Origin of the sequence: Mesorhizobium sp. B2-6-4, assembly GCF_006441495.1 — a bacterium.
Lineage (GTDB): Bacteria > Pseudomonadota > Alphaproteobacteria > Rhizobiales > Rhizobiaceae > Mesorhizobium.
The window spans coordinates 1-20742 of the sequence record NZ_VFUE01000008.1; the positions used below are offsets into that span (position 1 = coordinate 1).

At 62.0% G+C, this 20742-nt stretch carries 25 protein-coding genes and 1 pseudogene; 14 read left to right on the forward strand and 12 right to left on the reverse strand.

The window, feature by feature from the left end:
• From FJ426_RS12480 to FJ426_RS12485, 3 genes and pseudogenes are all read left to right on the forward strand, one after another.
• Positions 1 to 659: pseudogene (locus FJ426_RS12480) on the forward strand (EmrB/QacA family drug resistance transporter); the annotation flags it as partial.
• Positions 660 to 760: 101 nt separating this feature from the next.
• Positions 761 to 925 carry a hypothetical protein gene (locus FJ426_RS31340; protein ID WP_181165226.1) on the forward strand — a complete coding sequence of 55 codons (165 nt, stop codon included), beginning with the start codon at positions 761 to 763 and terminating at the stop codon, positions 923 to 925.
• Between the two features lie 145 nt (positions 926 to 1070).
• A complete protein-coding gene (locus tag FJ426_RS12485; RefSeq protein ID WP_140522248.1) occupies positions 1071 to 1514 on the forward strand; it encodes a PPC domain-containing DNA-binding protein in 444 nt (147 codons plus the stop codon).
• Between the two features lie 19 nt (positions 1515 to 1533).
• Here FJ426_RS12485 and FJ426_RS12490 read toward each other — a convergent pair whose 3' ends face one another.
• Positions 1534 to 2142 carry an isochorismatase family cysteine hydrolase gene (locus FJ426_RS12490; protein WP_140522250.1) on the reverse strand — a complete coding sequence of 203 codons (609 nt, stop codon included), beginning with the start codon at positions 2140 to 2142 and terminating at the stop codon, positions 1534 to 1536.
• Positions 2143 to 2380: 238 nt separating this feature from the next.
• Between FJ426_RS12490 and FJ426_RS12495 the strand changes: the two genes are divergently transcribed.
• From FJ426_RS12495 to FJ426_RS12505, 3 genes are read left to right on the forward strand one after another with little or no spacing between them, the layout of a single operon-like run.
• Entirely contained in the window at positions 2381 to 2797 is a 417-nt protein-coding gene (locus FJ426_RS12495) for a GFA family protein (RefSeq protein WP_140556685.1), read from the forward strand.
• Entirely contained in the window at positions 2749 to 3804 is a 1056-nt protein-coding gene (locus FJ426_RS12500) for an ATP-dependent DNA ligase (RefSeq protein ID WP_140560377.1), read from the forward strand. The genes FJ426_RS12495 and FJ426_RS12500 overlap by 49 nt, the downstream gene beginning before the upstream one ends.
• A gap of 13 nt (positions 3805 to 3817) precedes the next feature.
• Complete coding sequence (locus FJ426_RS12505; RefSeq protein WP_140560366.1) at positions 3818 to 4234, forward strand: HD domain-containing protein; 417 nt, start codon at positions 3818 to 3820, stop codon at positions 4232 to 4234.
• A gap of 76 nt (positions 4235 to 4310) precedes the next feature.
• Here FJ426_RS12505 and FJ426_RS12510 read toward each other — a convergent pair whose 3' ends face one another.
• Entirely contained in the window at positions 4311 to 4649 is a 339-nt protein-coding gene (locus FJ426_RS12510; protein WP_318013600.1) for a DUF427 domain-containing protein, read from the reverse strand.
• A gap of 364 nt (positions 4650 to 5013) precedes the next feature.
• On the opposite strand from FJ426_RS12510, the gene FJ426_RS12515 reads away from it, so the two are divergent.
• The gene (locus FJ426_RS12515) at positions 5014 to 5295 is read left to right on the forward strand and encodes a hypothetical protein (protein WP_140513579.1); all 282 of its coding nucleotides are present in this window, start codon (positions 5014 to 5016) and stop codon (positions 5293 to 5295) included.
• A gap of 95 nt (positions 5296 to 5390) precedes the next feature.
• Here FJ426_RS12515 and FJ426_RS12520 read toward each other — a convergent pair whose 3' ends face one another.
• Entirely contained in the window at positions 5391 to 6008 is a 618-nt protein-coding gene (locus tag FJ426_RS12520) for an NAD(P)H-dependent oxidoreductase (RefSeq protein ID WP_140560364.1), read from the reverse strand.
• 149 nt (positions 6009 to 6157) lie between these two features.
• Here FJ426_RS12520 and FJ426_RS12525 point away from each other — a divergent pair, with 149 nt between their 5' ends.
• From FJ426_RS12525 to FJ426_RS12535, 3 genes are all read left to right on the forward strand, one after another.
• A complete protein-coding gene (locus tag FJ426_RS12525) occupies positions 6158 to 6871 on the forward strand; it encodes an MgtC/SapB family protein (RefSeq protein ID WP_224655833.1) in 714 nt (237 codons plus the stop codon).
• 162 nt (positions 6872 to 7033) lie between these two features.
• Positions 7034 to 7420: a hypothetical protein gene (locus FJ426_RS12530; RefSeq protein ID WP_140513581.1), complete on the forward strand. Its 387-nt coding sequence runs from the start codon at positions 7034 to 7036 to the stop codon at positions 7418 to 7420.
• A 77-nt stretch (positions 7421 to 7497) separates the two neighbouring features.
• Positions 7498 to 8688 (forward strand): NADH-quinone oxidoreductase subunit D, encoded by a 1191-nt coding sequence (locus FJ426_RS12535; protein WP_140560363.1) that lies wholly within the window; start codon positions 7498 to 7500, stop codon positions 8686 to 8688.
• A gap of 54 nt (positions 8689 to 8742) precedes the next feature.
• Here FJ426_RS12535 and FJ426_RS12540 read toward each other — a convergent pair whose 3' ends face one another.
• Both FJ426_RS12540 and FJ426_RS12545 read right to left on the reverse strand, forming a co-directional pair.
• Complete coding sequence (locus tag FJ426_RS12540) at positions 8743 to 9180, reverse strand: CBS domain-containing protein (RefSeq protein ID WP_140496149.1); 438 nt, start codon at positions 9178 to 9180, stop codon at positions 8743 to 8745.
• Positions 9181 to 9300: 120 nt separating this feature from the next.
• Complete coding sequence (locus FJ426_RS12545) at positions 9301 to 9474, reverse strand: hypothetical protein (protein ID WP_140825220.1); 174 nt, start codon at positions 9472 to 9474, stop codon at positions 9301 to 9303.
• Positions 9475 to 9676: 202 nt separating this feature from the next.
• Between FJ426_RS12545 and FJ426_RS12550 the strand changes: the two genes are divergently transcribed.
• Complete coding sequence (locus tag FJ426_RS12550; protein WP_140496151.1) at positions 9677 to 9862, forward strand: hypothetical protein; 186 nt, start codon at positions 9677 to 9679, stop codon at positions 9860 to 9862.
• A 25-nt stretch (positions 9863 to 9887) separates the two neighbouring features.
• On the opposite strand, the gene FJ426_RS12555 is transcribed toward FJ426_RS12550, so the two are convergent.
• Together FJ426_RS12555 and FJ426_RS12560 are read right to left on the reverse strand one after the other, a co-directional pair.
• The gene (locus FJ426_RS12555; protein WP_140496152.1) at positions 9888 to 10637 is read right to left on the reverse strand and encodes a metallophosphoesterase; all 750 of its coding nucleotides are present in this window, start codon (positions 10635 to 10637) and stop codon (positions 9888 to 9890) included.
• Positions 10630 to 11439 (reverse strand): nucleotidyltransferase family protein, encoded by an 810-nt coding sequence (locus tag FJ426_RS12560; RefSeq protein WP_140496153.1) that lies wholly within the window; start codon positions 11437 to 11439, stop codon positions 10630 to 10632. Before FJ426_RS12560 ends, FJ426_RS12555 begins: the two co-directional genes overlap by 8 nt.
• 269 nt (positions 11440 to 11708) lie before the next feature.
• Between FJ426_RS12560 and FJ426_RS12565 the strand changes: the two genes are divergently transcribed.
• The gene (locus tag FJ426_RS12565) at positions 11709 to 13412 is read left to right on the forward strand and encodes an HAD family hydrolase (RefSeq protein ID WP_140825221.1); all 1704 of its coding nucleotides are present in this window, start codon (positions 11709 to 11711) and stop codon (positions 13410 to 13412) included.
• A 100-nt stretch (positions 13413 to 13512) separates the two neighbouring features.
• Here the strand turns inward: FJ426_RS12565 and FJ426_RS12570 are convergent, their stop codons facing one another.
• The 5 genes from FJ426_RS12570 to FJ426_RS12590 form a co-directional block, all read right to left on the reverse strand.
• On the reverse strand, positions 13513 to 13710 hold the full coding sequence (locus FJ426_RS12570; RefSeq protein ID WP_140496155.1) for a hypothetical protein: 198 nt from the start codon (positions 13708 to 13710) through the stop codon (positions 13513 to 13515).
• A gap of 173 nt (positions 13711 to 13883) precedes the next feature.
• Positions 13884 to 15230, reverse strand: coding sequence for a sorbosone dehydrogenase family protein (locus FJ426_RS12575; protein ID WP_140560362.1), 1347 nt, complete (start codon positions 15228 to 15230; stop codon positions 13884 to 13886).
• Positions 15217 to 15675, reverse strand: coding sequence for a DUF2231 domain-containing protein (locus FJ426_RS12580; protein ID WP_140496157.1), 459 nt, complete (start codon positions 15673 to 15675; stop codon positions 15217 to 15219). The genes FJ426_RS12575 and FJ426_RS12580 overlap by 14 nt, the downstream gene beginning before the upstream one ends.
• A gap of 106 nt (positions 15676 to 15781) precedes the next feature.
• Positions 15782 to 16963 carry an acetate/propionate family kinase gene (locus FJ426_RS12585; RefSeq protein ID WP_140560361.1) on the reverse strand — a complete coding sequence of 394 codons (1182 nt, stop codon included), beginning with the start codon at positions 16961 to 16963 and terminating at the stop codon, positions 15782 to 15784.
• 27 nt (positions 16964 to 16990) lie between these two features.
• Positions 16991 to 19378, reverse strand: a complete 2388-nt coding sequence (locus FJ426_RS12590; protein WP_140560375.1) for a phosphoketolase family protein — start codon at positions 19376 to 19378, stop codon at positions 16991 to 16993.
• Between the two features lie 164 nt (positions 19379 to 19542).
• Here FJ426_RS12590 and FJ426_RS12595 point away from each other — a divergent pair, with 164 nt between their 5' ends.
• Both FJ426_RS12595 and FJ426_RS12600 read left to right on the forward strand, forming a co-directional pair.
• A complete protein-coding gene (locus FJ426_RS12595) occupies positions 19543 to 20145 on the forward strand; it encodes an alpha-ketoglutarate-dependent dioxygenase AlkB (protein WP_140560360.1) in 603 nt (200 codons plus the stop codon).
• A 147-nt stretch (positions 20146 to 20292) separates the two neighbouring features.
• Positions 20293 to 20733: a DUF2267 domain-containing protein gene (locus tag FJ426_RS12600; RefSeq protein ID WP_140560359.1), complete on the forward strand. Its 441-nt coding sequence runs from the start codon at positions 20293 to 20295 to the stop codon at positions 20731 to 20733.
• The last annotated feature ends 9 nt before the right edge of the window (positions 20734 to 20742 follow it).

The window sequence follows — 20742 nt, forward strand, 5'->3', positions numbered from 1 at the left end:
CCACCTTCGACTACACCGCGACGCTTTCGGGACTTTCGATGATGCCTGGCGGCATCGCCATGCTGATGCTGATGCCGATTTCCGGCTTCGCCTCCGGCTTCGTGCAGCCGAAATACCTGATCATGATCGGCATGTCGGCGGTTGCCGTGGGATTGTGGCACCTGACTTCACTGTCGCCGAATGCCGGTTTCAGCTATTTCACCTATGCCCGCATTTTCATCACGGTAGGGCTTCCCTTCCTGTTCATCCCCATTTCGACGGCCGCCTATGTCGGCCTGCCGCCGCAAAAGACCAACCAGGCCTCGGCGCTGATCAATGTCGCCCGCAATATCGGCGGCAGCGTCGGCGTATCGCTCTCCAACACCGTCGTGGCGCAGAACGCACAACTGCATCAGACCCATCTGATCGGCAACACGGCGCAGTCCTCGCCTGTCTATCAGCAGATGCTTCGGCGCATGACTGACTATTTCGTCGCTCAGGGCTCGCCCGCGGTCGAGGCGAAAGTCCAGGCGGTCGGCTGGATTGGCCAGACGATAGGCCGGCAGGCGACGCTTCTGGCTTACGTGGACTTGTTTCGCTACTCCGCGATCGCGACCGCCCTGCTCGTGCCGCTCGCACTTTTGCTGCGCTCTCCCAAGTCGAGTTCCTCCGCGAAATAGCTTCTACCGAGGCAGGCGCTCCTTCGAGCAAGGCAGTTTCATGGAACCGGGCGGCGCTTGTCTGGTTACGTCCCATGACACGGAAAAAAGGAGACAGACCGATGGCCAAGGAAAAGATCCGGCCACAAGACGAAGATCGCGAAGCCGTGCATCTGGCCGAAACGACCGACGTCTCGCCCAAGCAGGCGAAAGATCTTATCCGCAAGCACGACAACGACAGGAAAGAGGTGAAAAAGGAAGCCAAGAACTTCAAGGCTGAGGGGTAGGCGTTCGGGCGGATACTGCCGGCCGCTTCGACGCCGCGCGCCTGCCGCAATATGGAACCGGGACGCGAACGGTTCGTTCGAATAAGTGGGCCGGCCTGAAAATTCACCGCCAAGGTTTCTGCACCTTGGCCACAGGACAACGGCAATGAAATCGAAACTGGTTTCGAAAGTCGCGGGACAGAGGACCTTCGTGGTGGTGCTCGAGCCTGGCGAAGAGGCGATTGGCGTGCTCACTGCCTTTGCCAGCGAAGAACAGATCGACGGCGCATCGCTGACCGCGCTCGGCGCGTTCGAGCGAGCAGCGGTCGGTTGGTTCGATTTCGAGGCAAAGGACTATCGCAAGATACCGGTCAACGAGCAGTGCGAGGTTCTCAGCGCGATCGGCGACATTGCCTTGGGCGATGACGGCAAGCCCAGCCTCCACCTGCATGCCGTGCTCGGACTGAGCGACGGAGCGACGCGGGGCGGACATCTGCTGGGCGGCGTGGTGCGACCGACCCTGGAGGTCACACTGGTCGAGTCCCCCGCTCATCTGCGCCGCACGAAACACGCCGATCTCGGCATCGCCTTGATCGACCTGAGCGCCTGACCTGGACATTGCTTCGAGATCAGGTCCAGTTGGAAAGAACCGTCTCCATCTCGACCGTTTCGACCTGCTGCGCGAACCGCTGATGATAGACGGTCATCAGCGCGTCGTGTGTTGCATCCGAAGAGCTGCACAGGGCATCCGTCACCAGAACCACGCGGTAGCCGATATCGATCGCGCCAAGCACTGTCGCCAGAACGCAGACGTCGGTCTCGCCGCCGGTGATGACGAGAGTGTCGATCCGGCGGGATGAAAGCAGCGTGTGCAGATGCCCTTCGGGCCACGGTGAGTAGATGTGCTTGTCGACAACGATCGCCGGCGGGCAGCATGCCGCCAGCGGCGGCAGGAGTTCGATCATCTCCTCGCCGATCCTGTCGATGGTCATCGATGCCCAGCGTTCATAGTACCGCTTCCAGGTGCCGGTGCCCTGCCCCGGGCGTCGCGCCGGAAGGAAGCGAGTGAAGATCGTTTGTGAAGGATATCTTTCGGCAAGGCTGACGATCCGGGGAAGGACACGGGTGATCCAGGGTGTCGCCCACTCCGACGGCTCGGCGAACAGCCGCTGCATGTCGACACACAGATGGGCACAATGATCGCCCAGAGGTCCATATGCCAGACCCGGAGCCGACATCAGCAGCGACCCGCTTTGTCGTCTTCGGCGTCGAGCCGGCACAAGGCGGCCAGGGACGGATACCTGAACGCACATGCCAGCCGGATAGGGGTTCCGTTCAAGTCGACATCCTTGCGCTAGTCCCCAGTTTCTCGAGTGCCGACCAAACGCGAGGCAGCGAAACTCGTTCCCCTCGGGCTCTCGGAAACCACATCATCGGTGGAACGTTGACCAGCATCGAGGTTCGAGAGATCGGCCAATGGTCGCGCAGCAAGAAATGAGAGAACGAACCGGGGGATGCCTGTGCGGCAACGTCCGCTATCGCACCATCTCCAGGCCGCGCACTCACTATTGCCACTGCGACATGTGCCGACGCTCGACCGGCAGTGCGTTCGCAGTCCTGGCGTGGGTACCATCAGCCAGCTTGGAATGGCTTTCCAACAAGCCTTTCTGCCGCAGGTCATCACCCATTGCACAAAGAAGCTTCTGCCGCGACTGCGGATCGCCCGTCGCGTTGGCCTACGATGCATCGCCGGATGAGATCGCCCTGCATGTCGGAACCTTCGACGATCCCGCCGATCTCGAGCCACGCTACAATTACGGATCCGCGCAACGGCTCGGATGGACATGCTGCGGTGTGGACCTGCCGCACCACGACGCCGAAGAGCGGTGGTAGAAGCCGTGGCCGCTGCTTTTCCGCTGCCTTTGGATACCCGCCCCATGGAGGCCAAGGCGGCCGACGCACTGCCGGGCGACGACGGTCTCTGGCAGTATGAGCCGAAGTGGGACGGATTCCGCTGCCTGGCCTTCAAAGGCACCGCAAGCGTCGATCTCAGGGCCAAGTCCGGCAAGCCGCTCGGCCGGTATTTTCCGGAAATAACGACACTGTTGCGCGATCTCGATACCCAGTCTTTCGTTCTTGACGGCGAGATAGTCATCGAAGTGAATGGCGATCCTTCCTTCGAGGCCTTGCAGATGCGGCTTCACCCTGCCGAAAGCAGGATTCGCATGCTGAGCGCGCAAACCCCGGCCCGTCTCGTCCTGTTCGATATTCTCGCCGATCCGGACGGGGGGATCATGCTCGACAAGAGCTTGACGGAACGACGGGCCGCGATCGAGCGCTTCGTCATGAGGTCGGGCGTTTCCTCGTTGCGGTTGTCGCCGCGCACCACCGACGTGACCACCGCCAGGCGCTGGCTGGGCGAGGCCGGCCACGGCTCCACCGATGGAGTTGTCGCCAAACTGCTGATGGACCCTTATCGGCCGGGCGAGCGCACCATGATCAAGGTGAAGCGGCTGCGCACCGCGGACTGTGTCGTCGGCGGGTTCCGCTACCTGACGGGCAGCAGCCAGGTCGGATCCCTGCTGCTCGGTCTCTATGACGACCACGGCAAACTCGACCATGTCGGGTTTACGTCGACGATCGGCAAGGACGACAGGGCAGAAATTACCGCGAAGCTCGAGAACCTGAGAGGCGGACCCGGCTTTACCGGCAAGGCTCCCGGCGGGCCGAGCCGCTGGAGCACCGAACGCAGCGGGGAGTGGGAGCCCGTGCGGCCGGAGTTGGTGGTCGAAGTCCGTTTCGATCATGTCACCGGCAATCGGTTTCGCCATGGAACGAAACTGCTGCGATGGCGGCCGGACAAGGCGCCCCGGCAATGCGGGTTCGAACAGATTGAATGAAGGGAGGCTGGCAATGAGCATGCTCTACCGCGCGGCCAAGATTGCCGAGGACGCGCATCGATCGCAGACCGACAAGACCGGGCAACCCTATATCGAACACTGCAGGCGCGTGGTCGACACGGTCGAAACCCTTGACCAGAAGATCGTGGCTTATCTGCATGACGTCCTCGAAAAAGGGGAAGGCTGGACAAGGACAAGGCTGAAATCGGCGGGGTTTGGCCCCTCGATTGTCGCCGCGGTCGATGCACTGACGAAGAGGCCTGGCGAGAACGAAATCGCTTTCGTGCGCCGGGCTGCGTCAAATCCCCTGGCGCGGGCGGTCAAGCGTGCCGATCTGGCCGACAACCTGTGGCAAGCGCGCCGGGCCGGGATTCCTCTCGCGAAATTTGAAGAGGGCCTGCGCATTCTCGACGAAGACCGCGCAGCGTGAAGGCGACCTGGGCCGGTGTCATCGCACGACAACCCAATGGAATCGGTTCCCTTGGATAGATCCTGCCGCTGCCCTGCTATTCCACTATGTGAGGCGTGTGGCGCTCGTCTTCAGCGGGATCGGCGTCTATGCGAGCCTTGCCGGGATCGAAGGCGGCATGGCGAGCAAGCACCCGGACAGGCGCCGCGGGCTCTTCATACGCCCACATGAAATCATCCGCCGATCCGCCAACGGCATGCACACGCCAATAGCTCGCAGTGCCTTTTGGCGATATCGAGGTGGTATCGGTTTTCTCGAGCAGGTCGAAATAGATGTCCTGGAACGGGATGTAGAACACAGGATCCCTCCCCGTTTCCTGGACCTGCAGCGCATGTTCGGTGGAGGCGATGATGGCGTCGGAGAATCTGACAGTCACCGTTCCATGGAAAGGCTGAATATGGAGATTGTTTCCCGACGGTGATCGGGGCTCGGCTGAAGGGTTCATTTGAGTGTCTCTGAGATTTCCAATTGGTAAAGTTCAAGGGCCGGTCTCAAAGGCAAAACGAGGTAATGCGGGATTGGTTGCGCGAATGCGGCGGCTACCCCGCGATGCTGCATCCCAGGCCCAAGGCGGAACACCAACCGATCCCACTGAGAGGAACAACGGGCCGGGTCGGCGGTTATCCGTTAGCCTTTCCGATTCCACGATCCATCAGGATAGCCGAGTTCTGGCGGCGGAAAGAGATGCAACTGGCGACAAAGGGGCCACATGAGGCACCCGTTCATATCGGAGACATGAGATGGAACCGCGCAAGAAGCAACGATCCGAACAACGGGACGAAACTGAAGCCCCGGCAATCCAGCAGGCGGACTGGGATGCAATCAAGGGCGGCAGGGTTCTTCCAGACAAGGTGTCCGACAACGTCGACGCCGTCGTCGACGTCGAGAAGGAAGGCGACCTGCCGGAGGAGGACGATGACAACGCCTACCAGAACAGCGACGAGGCATTGCCCGACGACGAAGAGGAAGGTGCCATATCGCGCGATCTGGCCAGGCGAGCCGGGCCTTTTGACGAGACGTGACCCCAGGGGCGCCTACACTGATCTGGCGCCCGGCAACCATCGAGTGGCCGAGGGTGTCAGGGCAACGGGCACTCCGTGCCGCCACGAAAATCTCTTCACTTTCCGACGCCGGGATATTGCCTTTCCTTCAGCACGCTGGCCAGATGGGCCGCATTCGAAGCCGCCATTTCGATCATCTCGACCACGGCTTCCGGCGTTCCGGGCAGGTCGACATAGTTGACGTCGCCCATAGCCTGCCCAACCCAATACACGCCGCTGTTGGCAGGAATCGTGAAGCCGACGTCGTTTAGCGCCTGAAAGCACGCCGCGTGACAGGCGTGAGCGCCGTCTTCATTGCCGACGATCGCCACGATCGCGACCTTGTCGGCGGCCGGCATCCGGCCTTGTTTGTCGGTTTCCGATAGAAACGCATCCATGCGTTCCAGGACGCGCTTGGCGACACTCGACGGCTGGCCGAGCCAGATGGGCAGGCCCAGCACGAAGATGTCGGCGTCGAGGATCTTCCTGCGGAGCTGCGGCCAACCGTCTCCCTCGCCCATGTCCGACAGCACGCCGGGTTTGACGTCATGGTCGAGGGCGCGAACAATCTCGCCGCGCACCCCATGCGGCACCATTGCCGCCAGCAGATCCGCCAGCAGGCGGTCCGTGGACGATTTCTCGGCGTCGTCGGAGGCCTTCAAGGTGCAATTGAGCGCAAAGGCGGTGAGCGGCATGGAAAGATCTCCCGAGTGCGTTCTGTGCCAAACGCACCGGGACGTCGTGGGTTGCCTGAACCCGACAAGAAGCTTCACCTTCCACCTAGGGAACCATCGAACGCTCCGCGGTGTTGGAGAACGAGCCCGTTGCGTGAGTCGTCCCCGCTATGACCATGCCGCTTCATCCAACCTTGACCGACCTAGCCCTGCGCCTGGCTCTTGCTTTTGTTGCCGGCGTGATCATCGGAATGAACAGGGAAGCCCGCGGCCACACCGCCGGGCTCAGAACAACCATCCTGGTCGGCCTGGCGGCCGCGATCGCGATGATGCAGGCCAATATCCTGCTCGAGGTGGGCGGCAAGGGCCCCGATTCGTTCAGTGTGATGGACGTGCTGCGTTTTCCGCTGGGCGTGCTGACGGGCGTCGGCTTCATTGGCGGCGGAGCCATTCTCCGCCGCGGCGACTTCGTGACAGGTGTCACCACGGCCGCCACCTTGTGGGTCATGACCGCAATCGGCCTCGCCTTCGGCGGCGGACAACTGGCACTTGGCACAGCGGGGACGGTTTTGACGTTGATAACGCTTCAGGTGCTGAAGCAGGTCGATCTGTGGATCCCACGAACCCATCATGCGATCCTGGCGATCTCGTTGGCGAACGGCGTTCCGCCTGACCTCGACGCGCTGGTTCAACCGCTGGGCTATCGCTGGCGCTTTCTCGGAATGCAGCACGACATCGAGCGCGGCCGGTTCGTATTCTCCTTCGAGCTGAGCTGGAAACAGCCCGACGCGGCCAAACCCTCCGTCGAGATACTGGCTCGGATCAGTCCGCGCTACGACATCGAACGGTTTGACGCGATCAGCGATAAAGGTCCCCGACCATAGGCAGGGCAGCGATGCGTCCTCGTCCCTGCCTCGGATTCGACCGGAGCCGGAACAAATCCGGACTTCGCGCTTTGAACACGCAACACTGTTCGAGGCGATGGCTTGCTGTCCCTGTCGCGCGTCATCCCGATCGACCCTCCTCGAACAAGGAAGGAAGATATCATGAACAAGGCAATCATCATCCTGGCGGCACTCACTCTGGCTTTGCCTGCCCATGCTCAGTCCCAAAACGCACCCCTTCCCCCGGACGCACCGGCACCGGAAGCCGTGCCAGGTCAGACCGGCCCCGACCAGGGCATCACCGGACAGACATTCACCAACATAGCCATCGTCGCATTGGCGGACTTGCCACCCGACCTCAAGGCTAAGGTCGAGACCGTGGTTGCCCAGACCAGCCAGGAAGACCTTCACGTCCTGCAGCGTTCGGTCAGCGCATCGCCGGAAGCTTCCTCGGTCCTGGCCGCGAATGGACTTGATGCCTCCGAAGTGGTGGCGGCCAACATTGACGGCGACGGCACGCTGACGCTGATCATCCAGACCACGACCTGACGGCGTGGGGCAGAACCCGGTGCTTCGGCGGATGTCCCATTCCCGGTGCCAGGCGGCAACGGTCGAAGGAGGGCGTCATGGCTGACGCGACGGTCCGCAATTTCACGATAAACTTCGGGCCGCAGCACCCTGCGGCGCATGGCGTCCTGCGGCTGGTGCTCGAACTCGACGGCGAAGTCGTCGAACGCGTCGATCCGCATATCGGGCTGCTGCATCGAGGCACGGAGAAGTTGATCGAGTACAAGAACTACCTACAGGCCCTGCCCTATTTCGACAGGCTTGACTATGTGGCGCCGATGAATCAGGAGCACGCCTTCTGCCTGGCGGCGGAGAAGCTGCTCGGGATCTCGGCTCCACAGCGCGGCCAGCTCATTCGCGTGCTGTATTGCGAGATCGGCCGGCTGCTGTCCCATCTGCTCAATGTCACCACGCAGGCGATGGATATCGGCGCCCTCACGCCGCCGCTCTGGGGTTTCGCCGAACGCGAGAAACTGATGGTGTTTTATGAACGGGCATCGGGCGCCCGCATGCATGCCAACTATTTCAGGATCGGCGGCGTACATCAGGATCTTCCTCCGGACCTGTTGGACGATATGTGGGATTTCTGCGATCCGTTCCTCAAGGTCTGCGACAATCTCGAAGAACTGCTCACCGAAAACCGCATATTCAAGCAGCGCAATGTCGACGTCGGCGTCATCGGTCTCGACGATGCCTGGGCTTGGGGATTTTCGGGCGTAATGGTGCGTGGGTCGGGCGCGGCATGGGATTTGCGCAAGGCGCAGCCTTACGAATGCTACCCGCAGATGGATTTCGATATTCCCATCGGCAAGAACGGCGACTGCTATGACCGCTACCTCGTACGAATGGAGGAGATGCGCCAGTCGGTCCGGATCATGAGGCAATGTCTTGACAAGCTACGGTCGCCGCAAGGCCAAGGACCGGTCGCAATTCCCAACCGGAAGATCACGCCGCCACGCCGCGCGGAGATGAAACGCTCCATGGAAGCGACCATTCACCATTTCAAGCTTTACACGGAAGGCCATCACGTGCCCGAGGGCGAGGTCTATGCCGCCGTCGAGGCGCCGAAAGGCGAGTTCGGCGTCTATCTGGTTTCGGATGGGGGCAATGTTCCTTACCGGTGCAAGATTCGCGCGCCGTCCTTCGCACATCTGCAGGCGATGGACTATCTGTCCCGGGGGCACATGATCGCCGACGTCTCGGCGATCATCGGCTCCCTCGACATCGTCTTTGGAGAGATCGATCGCTGAGCCGCCGTCGCCGCCCGCGGGACGCGGGCAGCGCTCTCGCAATGTCATCGATGGTCAGTGTGCCGTCTGCGAATGCGCGCCGCCTGCCTGTGAGATGCCGTTCAGCGCTTCGCCGGCTCGTGCTGCCTCGCCGTTTTTCGTGAGATCGCCAAGCGAGATGATGCCAACCAGCCGTTTTTCACGGCTGATCACCGGCAGCCGTCTAACCTGAAGGTCCCCCATCTGCTGGAGCACGTCTTCGATCTCCTCGTCGTCGTAACAGTACCTGATCTCGGCGCTCATCACTTCGCGTATCCGCGTATCCGGGCCCCTACCCTGGGCGACGCCACGGACGGCGATGTCGCGATCAGTGATCATTCCGACCAGCCGGTCGTCCTCGCCTACGGGCAGAGCGCCGGCATCGAGGCTGGCCATGGCGGCGGCGGCCTCCCGCAGGGTCTGGTCCGGACTGGCGACCTGAACGCCTTGCGTCATGCAGTTGCCAACTTTCATGATGTTCTCCTTTGGTTGAAGCGCCCCTTGCCGTTGCTGTGATGGAAACACGATGGAGGGACAATGGCGCCGGCCCAAGAGGTTCCATTGCCACGGGATCGGGATTCATGCGTCGCACGTTCAGACGACGCGGCTGCCGGCATGCATCGGCGACTCTTCGTTCTCGTCGGGATCGGGCAGAGGCGCCTCGTCCGGGAGTTGTTCCGGATCAGGCTCCTCGATCGGTTCGGGCTTCCAGGTCGGCGCCGGCATCGGCACGTCGCGATTGGGATCTGGTTTTCCTGGGTTTGGCATCGGGATCACCTCCCTTCATTCGGGACGCAACTCCTGGCCGGCGTCATTTGTTCCATGGCCAATTCGCGGTCGCCTCCGGCCTTGCCGCCACGGATCGAGACGGCGCGCTGCCGATCGGATCCGCCGGTCGACTTCAGCCCCGTCTTTCGGAACCGGACGGTTTTCCAATCCGTTGTCTCGACATCGATCGAGGAGAAAGACGATGGCTGGTGACGAGAGAATTTCCGGCAGCAACTTGCCCCAAGTCGCGGTCGACAGTGAACAGGTCCGGCAACTGGTGGCGACAGCCGATCTGCCGTCCAATCAGGCACGCGAGCTCGTGCGCCGTCACGGCAACGATCCGCACAAGCTCGAAGAACTGGCAAAATCGATCAAAGCGGTAAGCTGACCGTCGGGACGGCGCCCCGACTCCGTCAGATTTCAAGCAAGGCATAGGGTCGGCCGGTCGGTTTGGAAACGTGCATGGCGACGTTGTAGACCCTCGCCCCGCCGGGCGTGCGGCCCTCATAGCTTCCCCGATGCGCATGGCCGTGCACGACAGCACTGACCTGGAACCGGTCGATCGTTTCCGCCAGCCGCGACGAGCCCAGAAACGGAAATATCTCCAGGGGTTCGCCGGCGATGGTCTCGACGATCGGAGCGTAGTGCAAAATGACAAGCGTGCGTTTTGCGCGAACCTGGCGCATCGCGTTCTCAAGCCGCATGGCCTCGCTGACGCTCTCGGCGACCATCGACTTGATGGCCGGCTCGCCGAAGGAGCCGAGCATGCGTGAACCGAACCCCCCGACGAACCCTTTCACGCCGACAAAACCGACCTCCTCTATTTCGGTCGTCTGCCCGTCGAGGAGATGGACGCCCGCTTGACGCAGGATTTCCGCGACGTCCTCGACCGCACCGGATTCATAATCATGGTTGCCGAGCACGCCGACCACCGGGATAGAGCAGGCGCGCAGGTCTTCGGCGAGGATCTCGGCTTCGCGGGGCTTGCCCAGATTGGTCAGATCGCCTGGAAGAACGAGGATATCGGCCTCGCGCGACATTTCGCCGAAGAGATCGCGATACGATGTCTGGGCGTCCTCCTTCACATGCAGGTCGCCAACGGCCGCCACCTTGATCGTGGCGGTGCCCTCCATCGCCGGAGCGTCTTCGGTCCGTTCAGCCATCACGAAATTCTCCTGTACCGCCGACGCCGGCGAAGCCCCATTCCTTGACGTCGATTTCGTAATCGGTCTGCGAAAGCAGGCGCCCGCGGCAGATCTTCATTCTGGGGGAAGGCAATTGGCGCTGCTTGGCAAGGCGGTCGAGCAGTTCGTCAAGCAGCCATGTGGGGATGCGGTCGCGCTCGCTCGGATAGATCCATCTGAAACTGAGAATCTGCATCAGCAGCACTTCCCAGTGGACTTCCAGGTAGGACAGCAGCCTGTGCCAGTCGATCTGGTCCTGCGCCTTGAGGATCGTATGGGCGATGTCCGCCCCGTCATGACGCCCTCGGTCCTGGATGAAGCATTTGGACCATATGAGCTCGGTCGGGCCGACGATCCTCACCCGGCTTCCCAGCAGTTCGGTTTGGCGGGCATGCTCCATCCACTGGTCACTTACCGGCATCGTTCCATTCGCCGAGGCGAATATGATGTCGAAGAAATGCGTGCCCTTGAAGACCTTCCCAAGCCACCGGTCATCCTCGATTTCGACCGCATAGCCGAGCTGCTTGAAATGGGCCAGGATGCGCGAGAAGTCGCCTGCCTTGCAGAAGATATCGAGATCCTTGGTCTGACGGATGACGCCGGTGTAGGCGCTTACCGCATAGGTTCCGGCGACAAGGAAAGGAATGTCGGTGGCGGCGAGTTCGCGAATGGCTTCGGTATAGAACACCTCCGCCTCGGCGTTCTTGAGCGTCGGGGCGGCCTTTGCGTCGATCGCGGGAAGGGATGCCGGAACAGTTCCCGGCAACGGATCGTTGATCATGGCACGCATGGCTCCCACACATCGGCAACCGATTGATCGCCCGCGTTGTTAACAGCGGGAACCCTGCCTGGTTCCGCCACGGTCGCGTTGCGGCCTGAAGGAAATCGGGCGCGACGGGCAAAATTACCCGCGGAGTCCTGGGTTTCAATATGGTTGCATGGGCCGTTTCCCTGCATGGAACCATCGCCATTCGGCATCGTTAGCCCGGACAGCCGAAGCTGCCTTCGGGCGATCGGGGTGTCTGGTTTCAAGCGCAGACGATATCCAGGATGTATGTTCTTGCCCTAGCGACAGACTATGACGGCACGCTCGCCGAAGACGGGGTCGTCTCCGATGCGACCTATGCTGCGCTCGAACGGCTGAAGCAGACGGGCCGCAAGCTGATCATGGTGACCGGCCGCGAGCTTGCCGATCTTGAGCGGGTCTTTCCGGCACTCGACATCTTCGACAGGGTGGTCGCCGAAAACGGCGCGTTGATCTATACGCCCGCTTCGAAGAAGGAACGGCTTTTGGCGCCGGCGCCTCCGGCTGAATTCGTCGACCGGCTGAAGCGTCGCGGGGTCGCGCCCCTGTCGGTCGGACGCTGCGTCGTGGCCACCTGGGAACCACAGGAAGCCGCCGTGCTGTCGGAGATCAAGGAGCTTGGACTTGAGCTCGAGATCATCTTCAACAAGGGCGCGGTGATGGTGCTGCCAAGCGGGGTCAACAAGGCCACCGGCCTTGCCTGCGCACTCGAGGAATTGGGGTTTTCCGCCCACAACGTCGTCGGCGTCGGCGATGCCGAGAACGACCATGCATTCCTGCGCGCCGTCGGCTTCGGCGTCGCCGTGGCCAACGCATTGCCGACCGTTAAGGAGACGGCGGATTTCGTCACAGCCAGCCCTCGAGGTGCCGGCGTGGTGGAACTGATTGAACAGCTCATATCGCGCGATGCCGGCTTCGTGGAGACGGCTCGCCAACACGTGGAAGTGGGAACCGACATAGCGGGCGCGCAGGTGCACCTTTCACCGCATGGCGGCGGCGTGCTGCTGGCCGGCACGTCCGGCATCGGCAAATCCACGCTTGCCACCGCGTTGACCGAGCGCTTTGTCGAGAAGGGGTTTCAGTTTTGCGTTCTCGACCCCGAAGGCGACTATCAGGAACTCGAGAATGTGGTGGTGGTTGGCGACGCCAAGACCCCGCCGATCTCGCGTGAGGTCTTCGATCTTCTGTCCAAGCCAACCAACAATGTCGCTGTCAACATGCTGGGGCTGAAGACCGCCGAACGGCCCGGCAATTTTGCCAAGCTGCTGCCGGACATGGCCAGCATTCGAGCGCGCACCGGCCGACCGCATTGGCTGATCATCGATGAGGCGCACCATCTTTTGCCTCAGGCCCGGGACGGCGCGTCTTTCGCGCTGCCCAAGAGCCTCCCCGCGACCATTCTGATCACCGTGCACCCCGATCTGGTTTCGCGCGACGTCCTGGCTGGCGTCGAAACCGTTCTGGCGCTTGGACCGGAAGCCGACAAGATCGTCGCAAGCTTCTGTGCCGCTACCGGCATCGACGTTCCCGACGGCGCCGTGCCGCCTCCAAAGGACGAAGTCCTGTTTTGGAACCGATCATCGGGCGAGCCGATCAGGACGGTCAAGGTCGAACGGCCCCGCCAGGTTCGCAAGCGGCACATGCGCAAATATGCCGAGGGCGACCTTGGCGGCAACAGCTTCTATTTCCGGGGGCCGGACGGAGCGCTTAACCTGAAAGCGCAGAACCTGATGATGTTCCTTCACATCGCAGAAGGCATCGACGATCGCACCTGGGAACATCACCTGCGCGCCGGCGACTATTCGAAATGGTTCCGCAGCAAGATCAAGGACAAGAACCTCGCCGACGAGGTGGCGGACATAGAAACGGATACCGGCACGGACATGCAGGAGAGCCGCGCGGCCATCGCCGAGGCCATTGGCCGCCGTTACACAGCTCCCGCGGACTGACCTTGAGCCGGGGTAGACACAAACCCATCCCGATTCCTCGGGATGGACCTTTCTCATGTCATGATACGGAGCGAGCGTCAGCGCGCCTGGCTGAAATGCCCTAGCGGTTTTTGTGGCTCTGTTGGCCCGCTCTTACATGTTGTTCGTGCGAGCCGCCCCGCATGTTGGAGCCGTCGCCCTGTTGCCGCTCATTGTTGCCTGCGGCCTGTTGCTGCTGGCGGTTCTTGTTTTCCGTGTTCTTGTGGCTCTGCTGGCCCGCCTTCACATGTTGCTCGTGGCTACCACCTTGATTGGGCATGGTAATTCTCCTTTCAATCCAACTTCGAGACGACGGTCGTCTCCCCCGGAGAATGCAGATTTCGGCGCCGACGTTCCCTCACGTAATATTTCGTGACATCCTGCCAAAGGGACAAAGGCGGACCGAGCTTGATGCCGACCCGCGGGAGAGCGACATGCCTGAAGCAGCGATCATCACCCCGAGGGTGTGACGCGCCACACTGTGTTTCCGACATCGTCCGCGATCAGCAGCGCTCCGGTTTTGTCGATGGCAACGCCGACCGGCCGACCACGCGCCTCCTCCTGGTCGTTGAGGAAACCTGTGACGACGTCTTGAGCCATGCCACTCGGACGGCCACTGCTGAATGGCACGAAGACGACTTTGTAGCCATTCAGCCCGGGACGGTCCCAGCTGCCGTGCTCGCCGACAAAGGCGCCGCCTCGATATGTCTGCGGCAGGCTGGTTCCGGTGTAGAAGGCCATGCCCAACGGTGCCACATGCGAGCTCAGCGCATAGTCGGGAACGATCGCCTTGGCGACCAGATCGGGGCGCTGCGGCATTACCCGGGGATCGACATGCTGGCCGTAATAGCTGTACGGCCAGCCGTAGAAGCCGCCATCCTTCACCGAAGTCATATAGTCTGGAACCAGATTTGGCCCAAGTTCATCGCGCTCGTTGACGACAGTCCAGAGTGCTCCGGTCTGCGGCTCGAAGCTCAAGCCGTTCGGATTGCGCAATCCGCTGGCAAAAATGCGCGATCGTCCGGTGGCCCTGTCCACCTGCCAGATCGCGGCACGATCCTTTTCCGCGCCGATGCCGTTTTCGGTGATGTTGCTGTTCGAACCGACGCCGACATAGAGCAACGAACCGTCCGGGCTGGCGACGAGGCTTTTGGTCCAATGATGATCGATCGGACCGCCCGGCAATTCCGTCAACCTGACACCCGGCGCGGTGATCTTGGTGTCGCCTGGTTTGTAGGGGTAGCGCATGATCGCGTCGGTGTTGGCAACATAGAGGTCGTTTCCCACCAGGGCGACGCCGAAGGGCGAATTCAGGTGATCGAGGAACACATCCCGGACGTCAGGCACGCCGTCGCCATTGCTGTCACGCAGCAAGGTGATGCGGTTGCTCGGTCCCGTATCGCCGCCCGAGGTGACAAGCGATTCGATCAGGCCCATCACGATATCCTTCGGCCGTTTGGCTGGCGGTTCCGGCGGGGCCTTCGATTCGACGACCAGCACATCGCCGTTCGGCAGGATGTAGAGCGAGCGCGGATGCTGAAGCCCGGTCGCCAGCGCATGGATCTGCAGGCCCTGCGCTACCGTCGGCGTTTCGTCCTTCTTCCAACCGACGACGGATGCAAGATGCATCGGCGGGAACAGATATTGCTTTATCTCCGGCAAATTCGGGTTGGGGCCGATCTGAGTGCTTGGGTCGGCGGCGTCGTCGCTGCAGCCCGCGGCGCCGAGCGTGGCAAAGCAAAGGAACGCAAGCCCTGTACCATAAGCGCGTCGCTTGCCGGATCGATCAAACGGTTTCATCGGCCACTCCCACGTGGTGGCGGTAGACAAGGGCCCAGCCCAGCCAGCCGGTAAATATCAGGATGAGTACCACCAGCGCCGACAGGATCAGGCCTGTGGGCAGGACCGAGGTCCAGGCATCACGGGTATGTATGAGCATGTTGAAGAAGGAGAGTATGACCGCCAGCGCATTGCCCAGCATGTGCAGCCACGCAGTTTTATGTGCGCGCACCCGGCGATCGCCCAGGAAGTCGGTGAAGCCGGCAATGGCGGCTAGGACGCCGACGATCACCCCGACCGTCAGCAGCCAGGCGGAGAAATTCGCCCACATCATCTCCGCCGTCCGCCAGTAGTTCAGGTCCGTCAGCAATGCGCCGACGAAGCAGGCGATGGGAATGGGCACGAGCATCGGATGGATGGGATGGCCGGCGATGCTGGCCGTGGAAGCCGGATTCTCCCTTGCCATGAGGAAGTCCTTCCATATCAACTCTTGGTTGGCCCATAAACAATCCCCAAGGCCGGAGGTTCCTGCCTGATGGTCCCGGCGGGTCGCCGCGGACCGAGTTCAGCGGTCAGATCGGCACGGTCGCCAGCACCTGGCGGGCGATGATCAATTCTTCGTTAGTGGCGATTGCGTAAACATCGACTGCGCTGCCCTCGCCGGTGATCCGCCCTTTTCCCGACCGGTTTGCATTCGCGTCGAGCAACACGTCCAGCCATCGCAGGCGCTCGCAAACCGCTTCACGGATCTGCCAGGAATGCTCTCCGATCCCTCCCGTGAACACCAGCGCCTCGATACCCTGGAGCGTGGCTCCCATCGCCGCGATCTCGCGGGCGATCCGAAACGTGAAGAGATCGATCGCCTCCGCCGCACGAGGATCCTTGCTGCCAAGCAATGTCCGCACATCTGCCGACACTCCCGAAACGCCGAGCAGGCCGGACTTGTGATAGAGCAAGGTCTCCAACTCTTTCACGGACATGCCGCGCGCCTGCTGAAGGTAGAGAAGCACGCCGGGGTCGATGGCGCCCGGCCGCGTGGCCATCATCAACCCGTCAAGCGCGGTGAACCCCATGGTGGTGTCGAGACTTCTGCCTTCGCGCATGGCGCACAGGCTGCATCCGCTGCCGAGATGCGCGACCACCCAACGCTTGCCCCGGAGTCCGGGCGAAAGCGCCTGCAGCTGGCCTGCGACGAATTCGTAGGAAAGGCCGTGGAAGCCGTAACGGCGGATCCCGCTTTCCTCGAACTCGCGCGGCAGCGCATAGCGGTTGACGGGCGGCTCCAGCGTGCGGTGAAAGGCGGTGTCGAAGCAACCGATCTGGGGTAGGCCGGGCAGCAGTTTGGAGATCGCACGAACCGGCGCCAGGCCGGCCGGCTGGTGGAGCGGTGCCATCGGCGTCAGCGCGTCGAGCGCCTCGACGATCTCGCCGGTCAGCAGGACCGGAGTCGAAAACCGCTTGCCACCATGGACGATGCGATGGCCGACCGCGCTCAGCGGAGCCTGCGCAAGATACGGATCGAGGACATCGAACAAGTCCCGCAGGAGAACCTCTACGGGCGGGCTTGCGGGCTTGACGGCGCGTTTGAAGATGGATTTGCCCGACGCGTCCTTGGCGACGAGGCTTGGCTCGTCATCCAAGTCTTCGCACGCACCGCTCACCGTGAGCACCGGCCCCTCCTGTGATCCGGCTTCGAACAGGCCGAACTTCAGGCTGGACGAGCCTGCATTGAGGGCGAGTATTGCGCTGGTCACGAGCGGCACTCCCCGGCGGGCACAGCCTTAACCATCCGCCGCGCCCGCTTTGTCGCGCCAGGCCCAGTTCCGGATCTCGGGCATGTCCTCGCCATGTTCGCGAACATAGCGCGTGTGCTCGTTCAGGCCGTCGGCAAATCGGGCCCTCGCATCGGCTGCCCTGGCGCTCAGCCCCGGCACCCGGTCGATCGCCTCGATGGCTAGGTGAAAACGGTCCAGTTCGTTGAGCACCGCCATGTCGAAGGGCGTGGTCGTCGTGCCCTCTTCTTTGTAGCCGCGAACGTGGAAGTTGTCGTGATTGGCCCGTTTGTAGGTCAGCCGGTGAATGAGATAGGGATAGCCGTGGTAGGCGAAGACCACCGGTCTGCCGGTCGTGAACAGCCTGTCGAATTCCGCGTCCGCCAGGCCGTGGGGGTGCTGCTCCTTGGGTTGCAGCGCCATCAGGTCCATTACATTGACGACGCGTATCGCGAGATCCGGTATCGCCTGGCGAAGAAGGTCGACAGCGGCGAGCGTCTCCAGCGTCGGCACGTCTCCCGCGCAGGCCATCACCACGTCGGGATCCTCCCCTCCACGCTCGGTTCCCGCCCAATCCCAGATCCCGATGCCGGCCTCGCAATGACGTATGGCGTCGTCCATCGGCAGCCACTGGGAAGCCGGCTGCTTGCCGGCAACGATCACGTTGACCCGATTGTAGGTTCGCAGGCAGTGATCCGTGACCCAGAGCAGCGTATTGGCATCCGGCGGGAAGTAGATGCGCACGATGTCCGCCTTCTTGTTGGCGACGAGATCGACGAAGCCGGGATCCTGGTGGCTGAAACCATTGTGGTCCTGCCTCCACACATGGGAGGTCAACAGATAGTTGAGCGACGCGATCGGCCGCCGCCAGACAAGTTCACGCGAGACCTTCAGCCATTTGGCGTGCTGGTTGAACATGGAATCGACTATGTGGATGAACGCCTCGTAGCATGAGAAGAGGCCGTGCCGGCCGGTCAGCAGGTATCCTTCCAGCCAGCCTTGGCAAAGATGTTCGCTCAGCACCTCCATGACGCGGCCGTCGCGCGCCAGATGCTCGTCATAAGGCTCGATCTTTTCCATCCAGACGCGCTCGGTCGCGTCGAAGACCGCATCCAGCCTGTTGGACGATGTCTCGTCCGGTCCCATGAGCCTGAAATTGCGGGCATCGGCATTCAGCCGTATGACCTCCTCGATGAACGCTCCCATGAGCTTCGTCGCCTCGGCCCTTGCGCCGCCGGGTTTCGGGACCGCGACCCCGAAGTGGCGGAAATCCGGCAATCGCAACTCCTGCTTGAGCATCCCTCCATTGGCATGTGGATTGCTGCCCATGCGCCGCTCGCCGTCCGGCGCCAGGGCCTGTAGCTCGTTTCGAAACCTGCCCGCTTCATCGAAAAGCGTCTCGGGCCGATAGCCGCGCATCCAATTTTCCAGAGCTGCGAGATGGCCTGCATCGTTTCGCGGGTCGGTGATCGGCACCTGGTGCGCGCGCCAGAAACCCTCGACCTTCTTGCCATCCAGCTCCTTCGGGCCGGTCCAGCCCTTCGGGCTTCTCAGCACGATCATCGGCCAGCGGGGCCGATGATCCACTCTGCCGGTCTCGCGCGCTTCCTTCTGGATTTCATCGATCCGATCGAAGACAGTATCGAGCGTTTCGGCCATCAGCCGGTGCATCGCCTGCGGTTCGTCGCCTTCGACGAAAAAAGGTTCATAGCCATATCCAGCCAGCAAGCTTCGCAACTCCTGCGCGTCGATCCGGGCGAGCACCGTCGGATTCGCGATCTTGTAGCCGTTGAGATGAAGGATCGGCAGGACAGCGCCGTCATGGACCGGATTGAGGAATTTGTTCGAATGCCAGGAGGCTGCCAGCGCCCCCGTTTCCGCCTCGCCGTCGCCGATCACGCAGGCCACGACGAGGTCCGGGTTGTCAAACGCGGCGCCATAGGCGTGAGCCATCGCATAGCCGAGTTCGCCGCCCTCATGGATCGACCCCGGCGTTTCCGCGGCGGCATGGCTCGGGATGCCGCCCGGAAAGGAGAATTGGCGAAAGAGCTTGCGCAGCCCATCCTCGTCGCGACTGACCTCGGGATAGATTTCGCTGTAGGTCCCTTCGAGATAGGTATTGGCGACCATCCCCGGTCCACCATGGCCTGGGCCGCAAATGTAGATCACGTCGGCATCACGCTGCCTGATGATGCGATTGAGATGGACGTAGATGAAATTCAGCCCGGGCGTGGTCCCCCAGTGGCCAAGCAGGCGAGGTTTGATGTGCTCCGGCCGCAACGGCTCCTTCAGCAGCGGATTGTCGATCAGATAGATCTGTCCGACCGACAGAAAATTCGCCGCCCGCCAATAACGGTCGATGAGATCGAGCTCTCCTTGTTCAGGCCGGCTACGCATTGCCCGCACGAGTTTCTCCTTGGCAAAGCTGGTTGAAATACGATGCGTGCCGCCCGCATTGAATAATCCGACAGCGAAGTCGAGGTTCCCATCAAATGCGAGCCGCCCCACACAGCCGGCCGGGGAAATCTTGCCTCAGCCGCGGATTTCACCATCTAAAGGCGATGCCATCGCCCCGATCCAGCAATCCCACGGACCCTCGCCAGGACGACCTCTTTGGTGCGCCCGACAGCTTGCCGGAAGGATTTCGTTACCTGCCCGAACTGATCACGCCGGCGCAGGAAGCTGAACTGGTGCGGGAGCTCGAGAGCCTGTCCTTCCAGCCATTCGATTTCCACGGCTATCTCGCGAACAGGCGCGTGGCAGGCTTCGGCCTGCGCTACGACTATGAGCGGCGCCAGGTGATGGAGGCGCCGCCCATACCAGGTTTCTTGCTGCCCTTGAGGGACAAGGTAGCCGGCTTTGCCGGCCTGCCTGCCACCGATTTCGTGCAGGTCCTGATCAACGAATATCGACCGGGCGCCGGCATCGGATGGCATAGCGACAAGCCGCACTTCGGCATTGTCGCCGGAGTGTCGCTGTTGGCTGCTTGCAGTTTCCGCCTGCGCCGCAGGAACGGTGCGAAATGGGACCGCGAAACCGTCACGGTCGAGCCGAGGTCCGCATATCTGATGGCTGGGGCCGCCCGGACCGAGTGGGAGCACAGCATACCGCCGGTGAAAGAGCATCGCTATTCGATCACGTTGCGGACGCTCCGGCCGTTGTGATCGTCGGACAGCGACTGCGACAGCCGGTGCAGCATCTCGCGTGAACTGCCGAAGCGAAGAAATTTCGGCCCGGCATGAAACTTTCCCTGCCACCGATGGTTTTGCCGACGGGTTTTGCGGGTGAGCGATTCGATTGAGGAGGCGGCGATGAGCGCTACCGGACTCGAGATTTTCGACAAGACCACCCACACCACCAACGTCTGGCTGGACGAGATCATGGCCGACCACGGACAGGATCGCCAGTTCGCTTGGCACCTGCTCGGCGTCGTCCTGCGCACCGTCAGGGACCGGCTGCCGGTCGACATGGCTTCGCATCTTGGAGCGCAGTTGCCGCTGCTCGTGCGCGGCACCTACTATGAGCAGTTCGAGCCGTCACGCCTGCCGCAAAAGAGCCGTTCTCTTGAAGAGTTTCTCGGCCCGGTTGAGCAGGGCATGAACGATACGCGTCCCGTCGACCCGAAAGCCGCGGTTCAATCGGTCTTCAAGGTCCTCTTTCATCATATCGACCCTGGTCAGATCAGAAAGGTCCGCGCCTCGCTGCCTGAGGACGTACGGCAGCTCTGTCCCGATCCCGATACGAAACACTGAACCTCCTCT

Coding starts and splice junctions, on each gene's coding strand:
- FJ426_RS12505 (WP_140560366.1), top strand. CDS start 3,818: ATGAGCATGCTCTACCGCGCGGCCAAGATTGCCGAGGACGCGCATCGA.
- FJ426_RS12550 (WP_140496151.1), top strand. CDS start 9,677: ATGGCTGGTGACGAGAGAATTTCCGGCAGCAACTTGCCCCAAGTCGCG.
- FJ426_RS12525 (WP_224655833.1), top strand. CDS start 6,158: ATGACCATGCCGCTTCATCCAACCTTGACCGACCTAGCCCTGCGCCTG.
- FJ426_RS12575 (WP_140560362.1), bottom strand. CDS start 15,230: ATGAAACCGTTTGATCGATCCGGCAAGCGACGCGCTTATGGTACAGGG.
- FJ426_RS12530 (WP_140513581.1), top strand. CDS start 7,034: ATGAACAAGGCAATCATCATCCTGGCGGCACTCACTCTGGCTTTGCCT.
- FJ426_RS12570 (WP_140496155.1), bottom strand. CDS start 13,710: ATGCCCAATCAAGGTGGTAGCCACGAGCAACATGTGAAGGCGGGCCAG.
- FJ426_RS12595 (WP_140560360.1), top strand. CDS start 19,543: ATGCCATCGCCCCGATCCAGCAATCCCACGGACCCTCGCCAGGACGAC.
- FJ426_RS12490 (WP_140522250.1), bottom strand. CDS start 2,142: ATGTCGGCTCCGGGTCTGGCATATGGACCTCTGGGCGATCATTGTGCC.
- FJ426_RS12580 (WP_140496157.1), bottom strand. CDS start 15,675: ATGGCAAGGGAGAATCCGGCTTCCACGGCCAGCATCGCCGGCCATCCC.
- FJ426_RS12520 (WP_140560364.1), bottom strand. CDS start 6,008: ATGCCGCTCACCGCCTTTGCGCTCAATTGCACCTTGAAGGCCTCCGAC.
- FJ426_RS12600 (WP_140560359.1), top strand. CDS start 20,293: ATGAGCGCTACCGGACTCGAGATTTTCGACAAGACCACCCACACCACC.
- FJ426_RS31340 (WP_181165226.1), top strand. CDS start 761: ATGGCCAAGGAAAAGATCCGGCCACAAGACGAAGATCGCGAAGCCGTG.
- FJ426_RS12500 (WP_140560377.1), top strand. CDS start 2,749: ATGCTGCGGTGTGGACCTGCCGCACCACGACGCCGAAGAGCGGTGGTA.
- FJ426_RS12545 (WP_140825220.1), bottom strand. CDS start 9,474: ATGCCAAACCCAGGAAAACCAGATCCCAATCGCGACGTGCCGATGCCG.
- FJ426_RS12555 (WP_140496152.1), bottom strand. CDS start 10,637: ATGGCTGAACGGACCGAAGACGCTCCGGCGATGGAGGGCACCGCCACG.
- FJ426_RS12515 (WP_140513579.1), top strand. CDS start 5,014: ATGGAACCGCGCAAGAAGCAACGATCCGAACAACGGGACGAAACTGAA.
- FJ426_RS12485 (WP_140522248.1), top strand. CDS start 1,071: ATGAAATCGAAACTGGTTTCGAAAGTCGCGGGACAGAGGACCTTCGTG.
- FJ426_RS12565 (WP_140825221.1), top strand. CDS start 11,709: ATGTATGTTCTTGCCCTAGCGACAGACTATGACGGCACGCTCGCCGAA.
- FJ426_RS12540 (WP_140496149.1), bottom strand. CDS start 9,180: ATGAAAGTTGGCAACTGCATGACGCAAGGCGTTCAGGTCGCCAGTCCG.
- FJ426_RS12560 (WP_140496153.1), bottom strand. CDS start 11,439: ATGATCAACGATCCGTTGCCGGGAACTGTTCCGGCATCCCTTCCCGCG.
- FJ426_RS12535 (WP_140560363.1), top strand. CDS start 7,498: ATGGCTGACGCGACGGTCCGCAATTTCACGATAAACTTCGGGCCGCAG.
- FJ426_RS12590 (WP_140560375.1), bottom strand. CDS start 19,378: ATGCGTAGCCGGCCTGAACAAGGAGAGCTCGATCTCATCGACCGTTAT.
- FJ426_RS12495 (WP_140556685.1), top strand. CDS start 2,381: ATGGTCGCGCAGCAAGAAATGAGAGAACGAACCGGGGGATGCCTGTGC.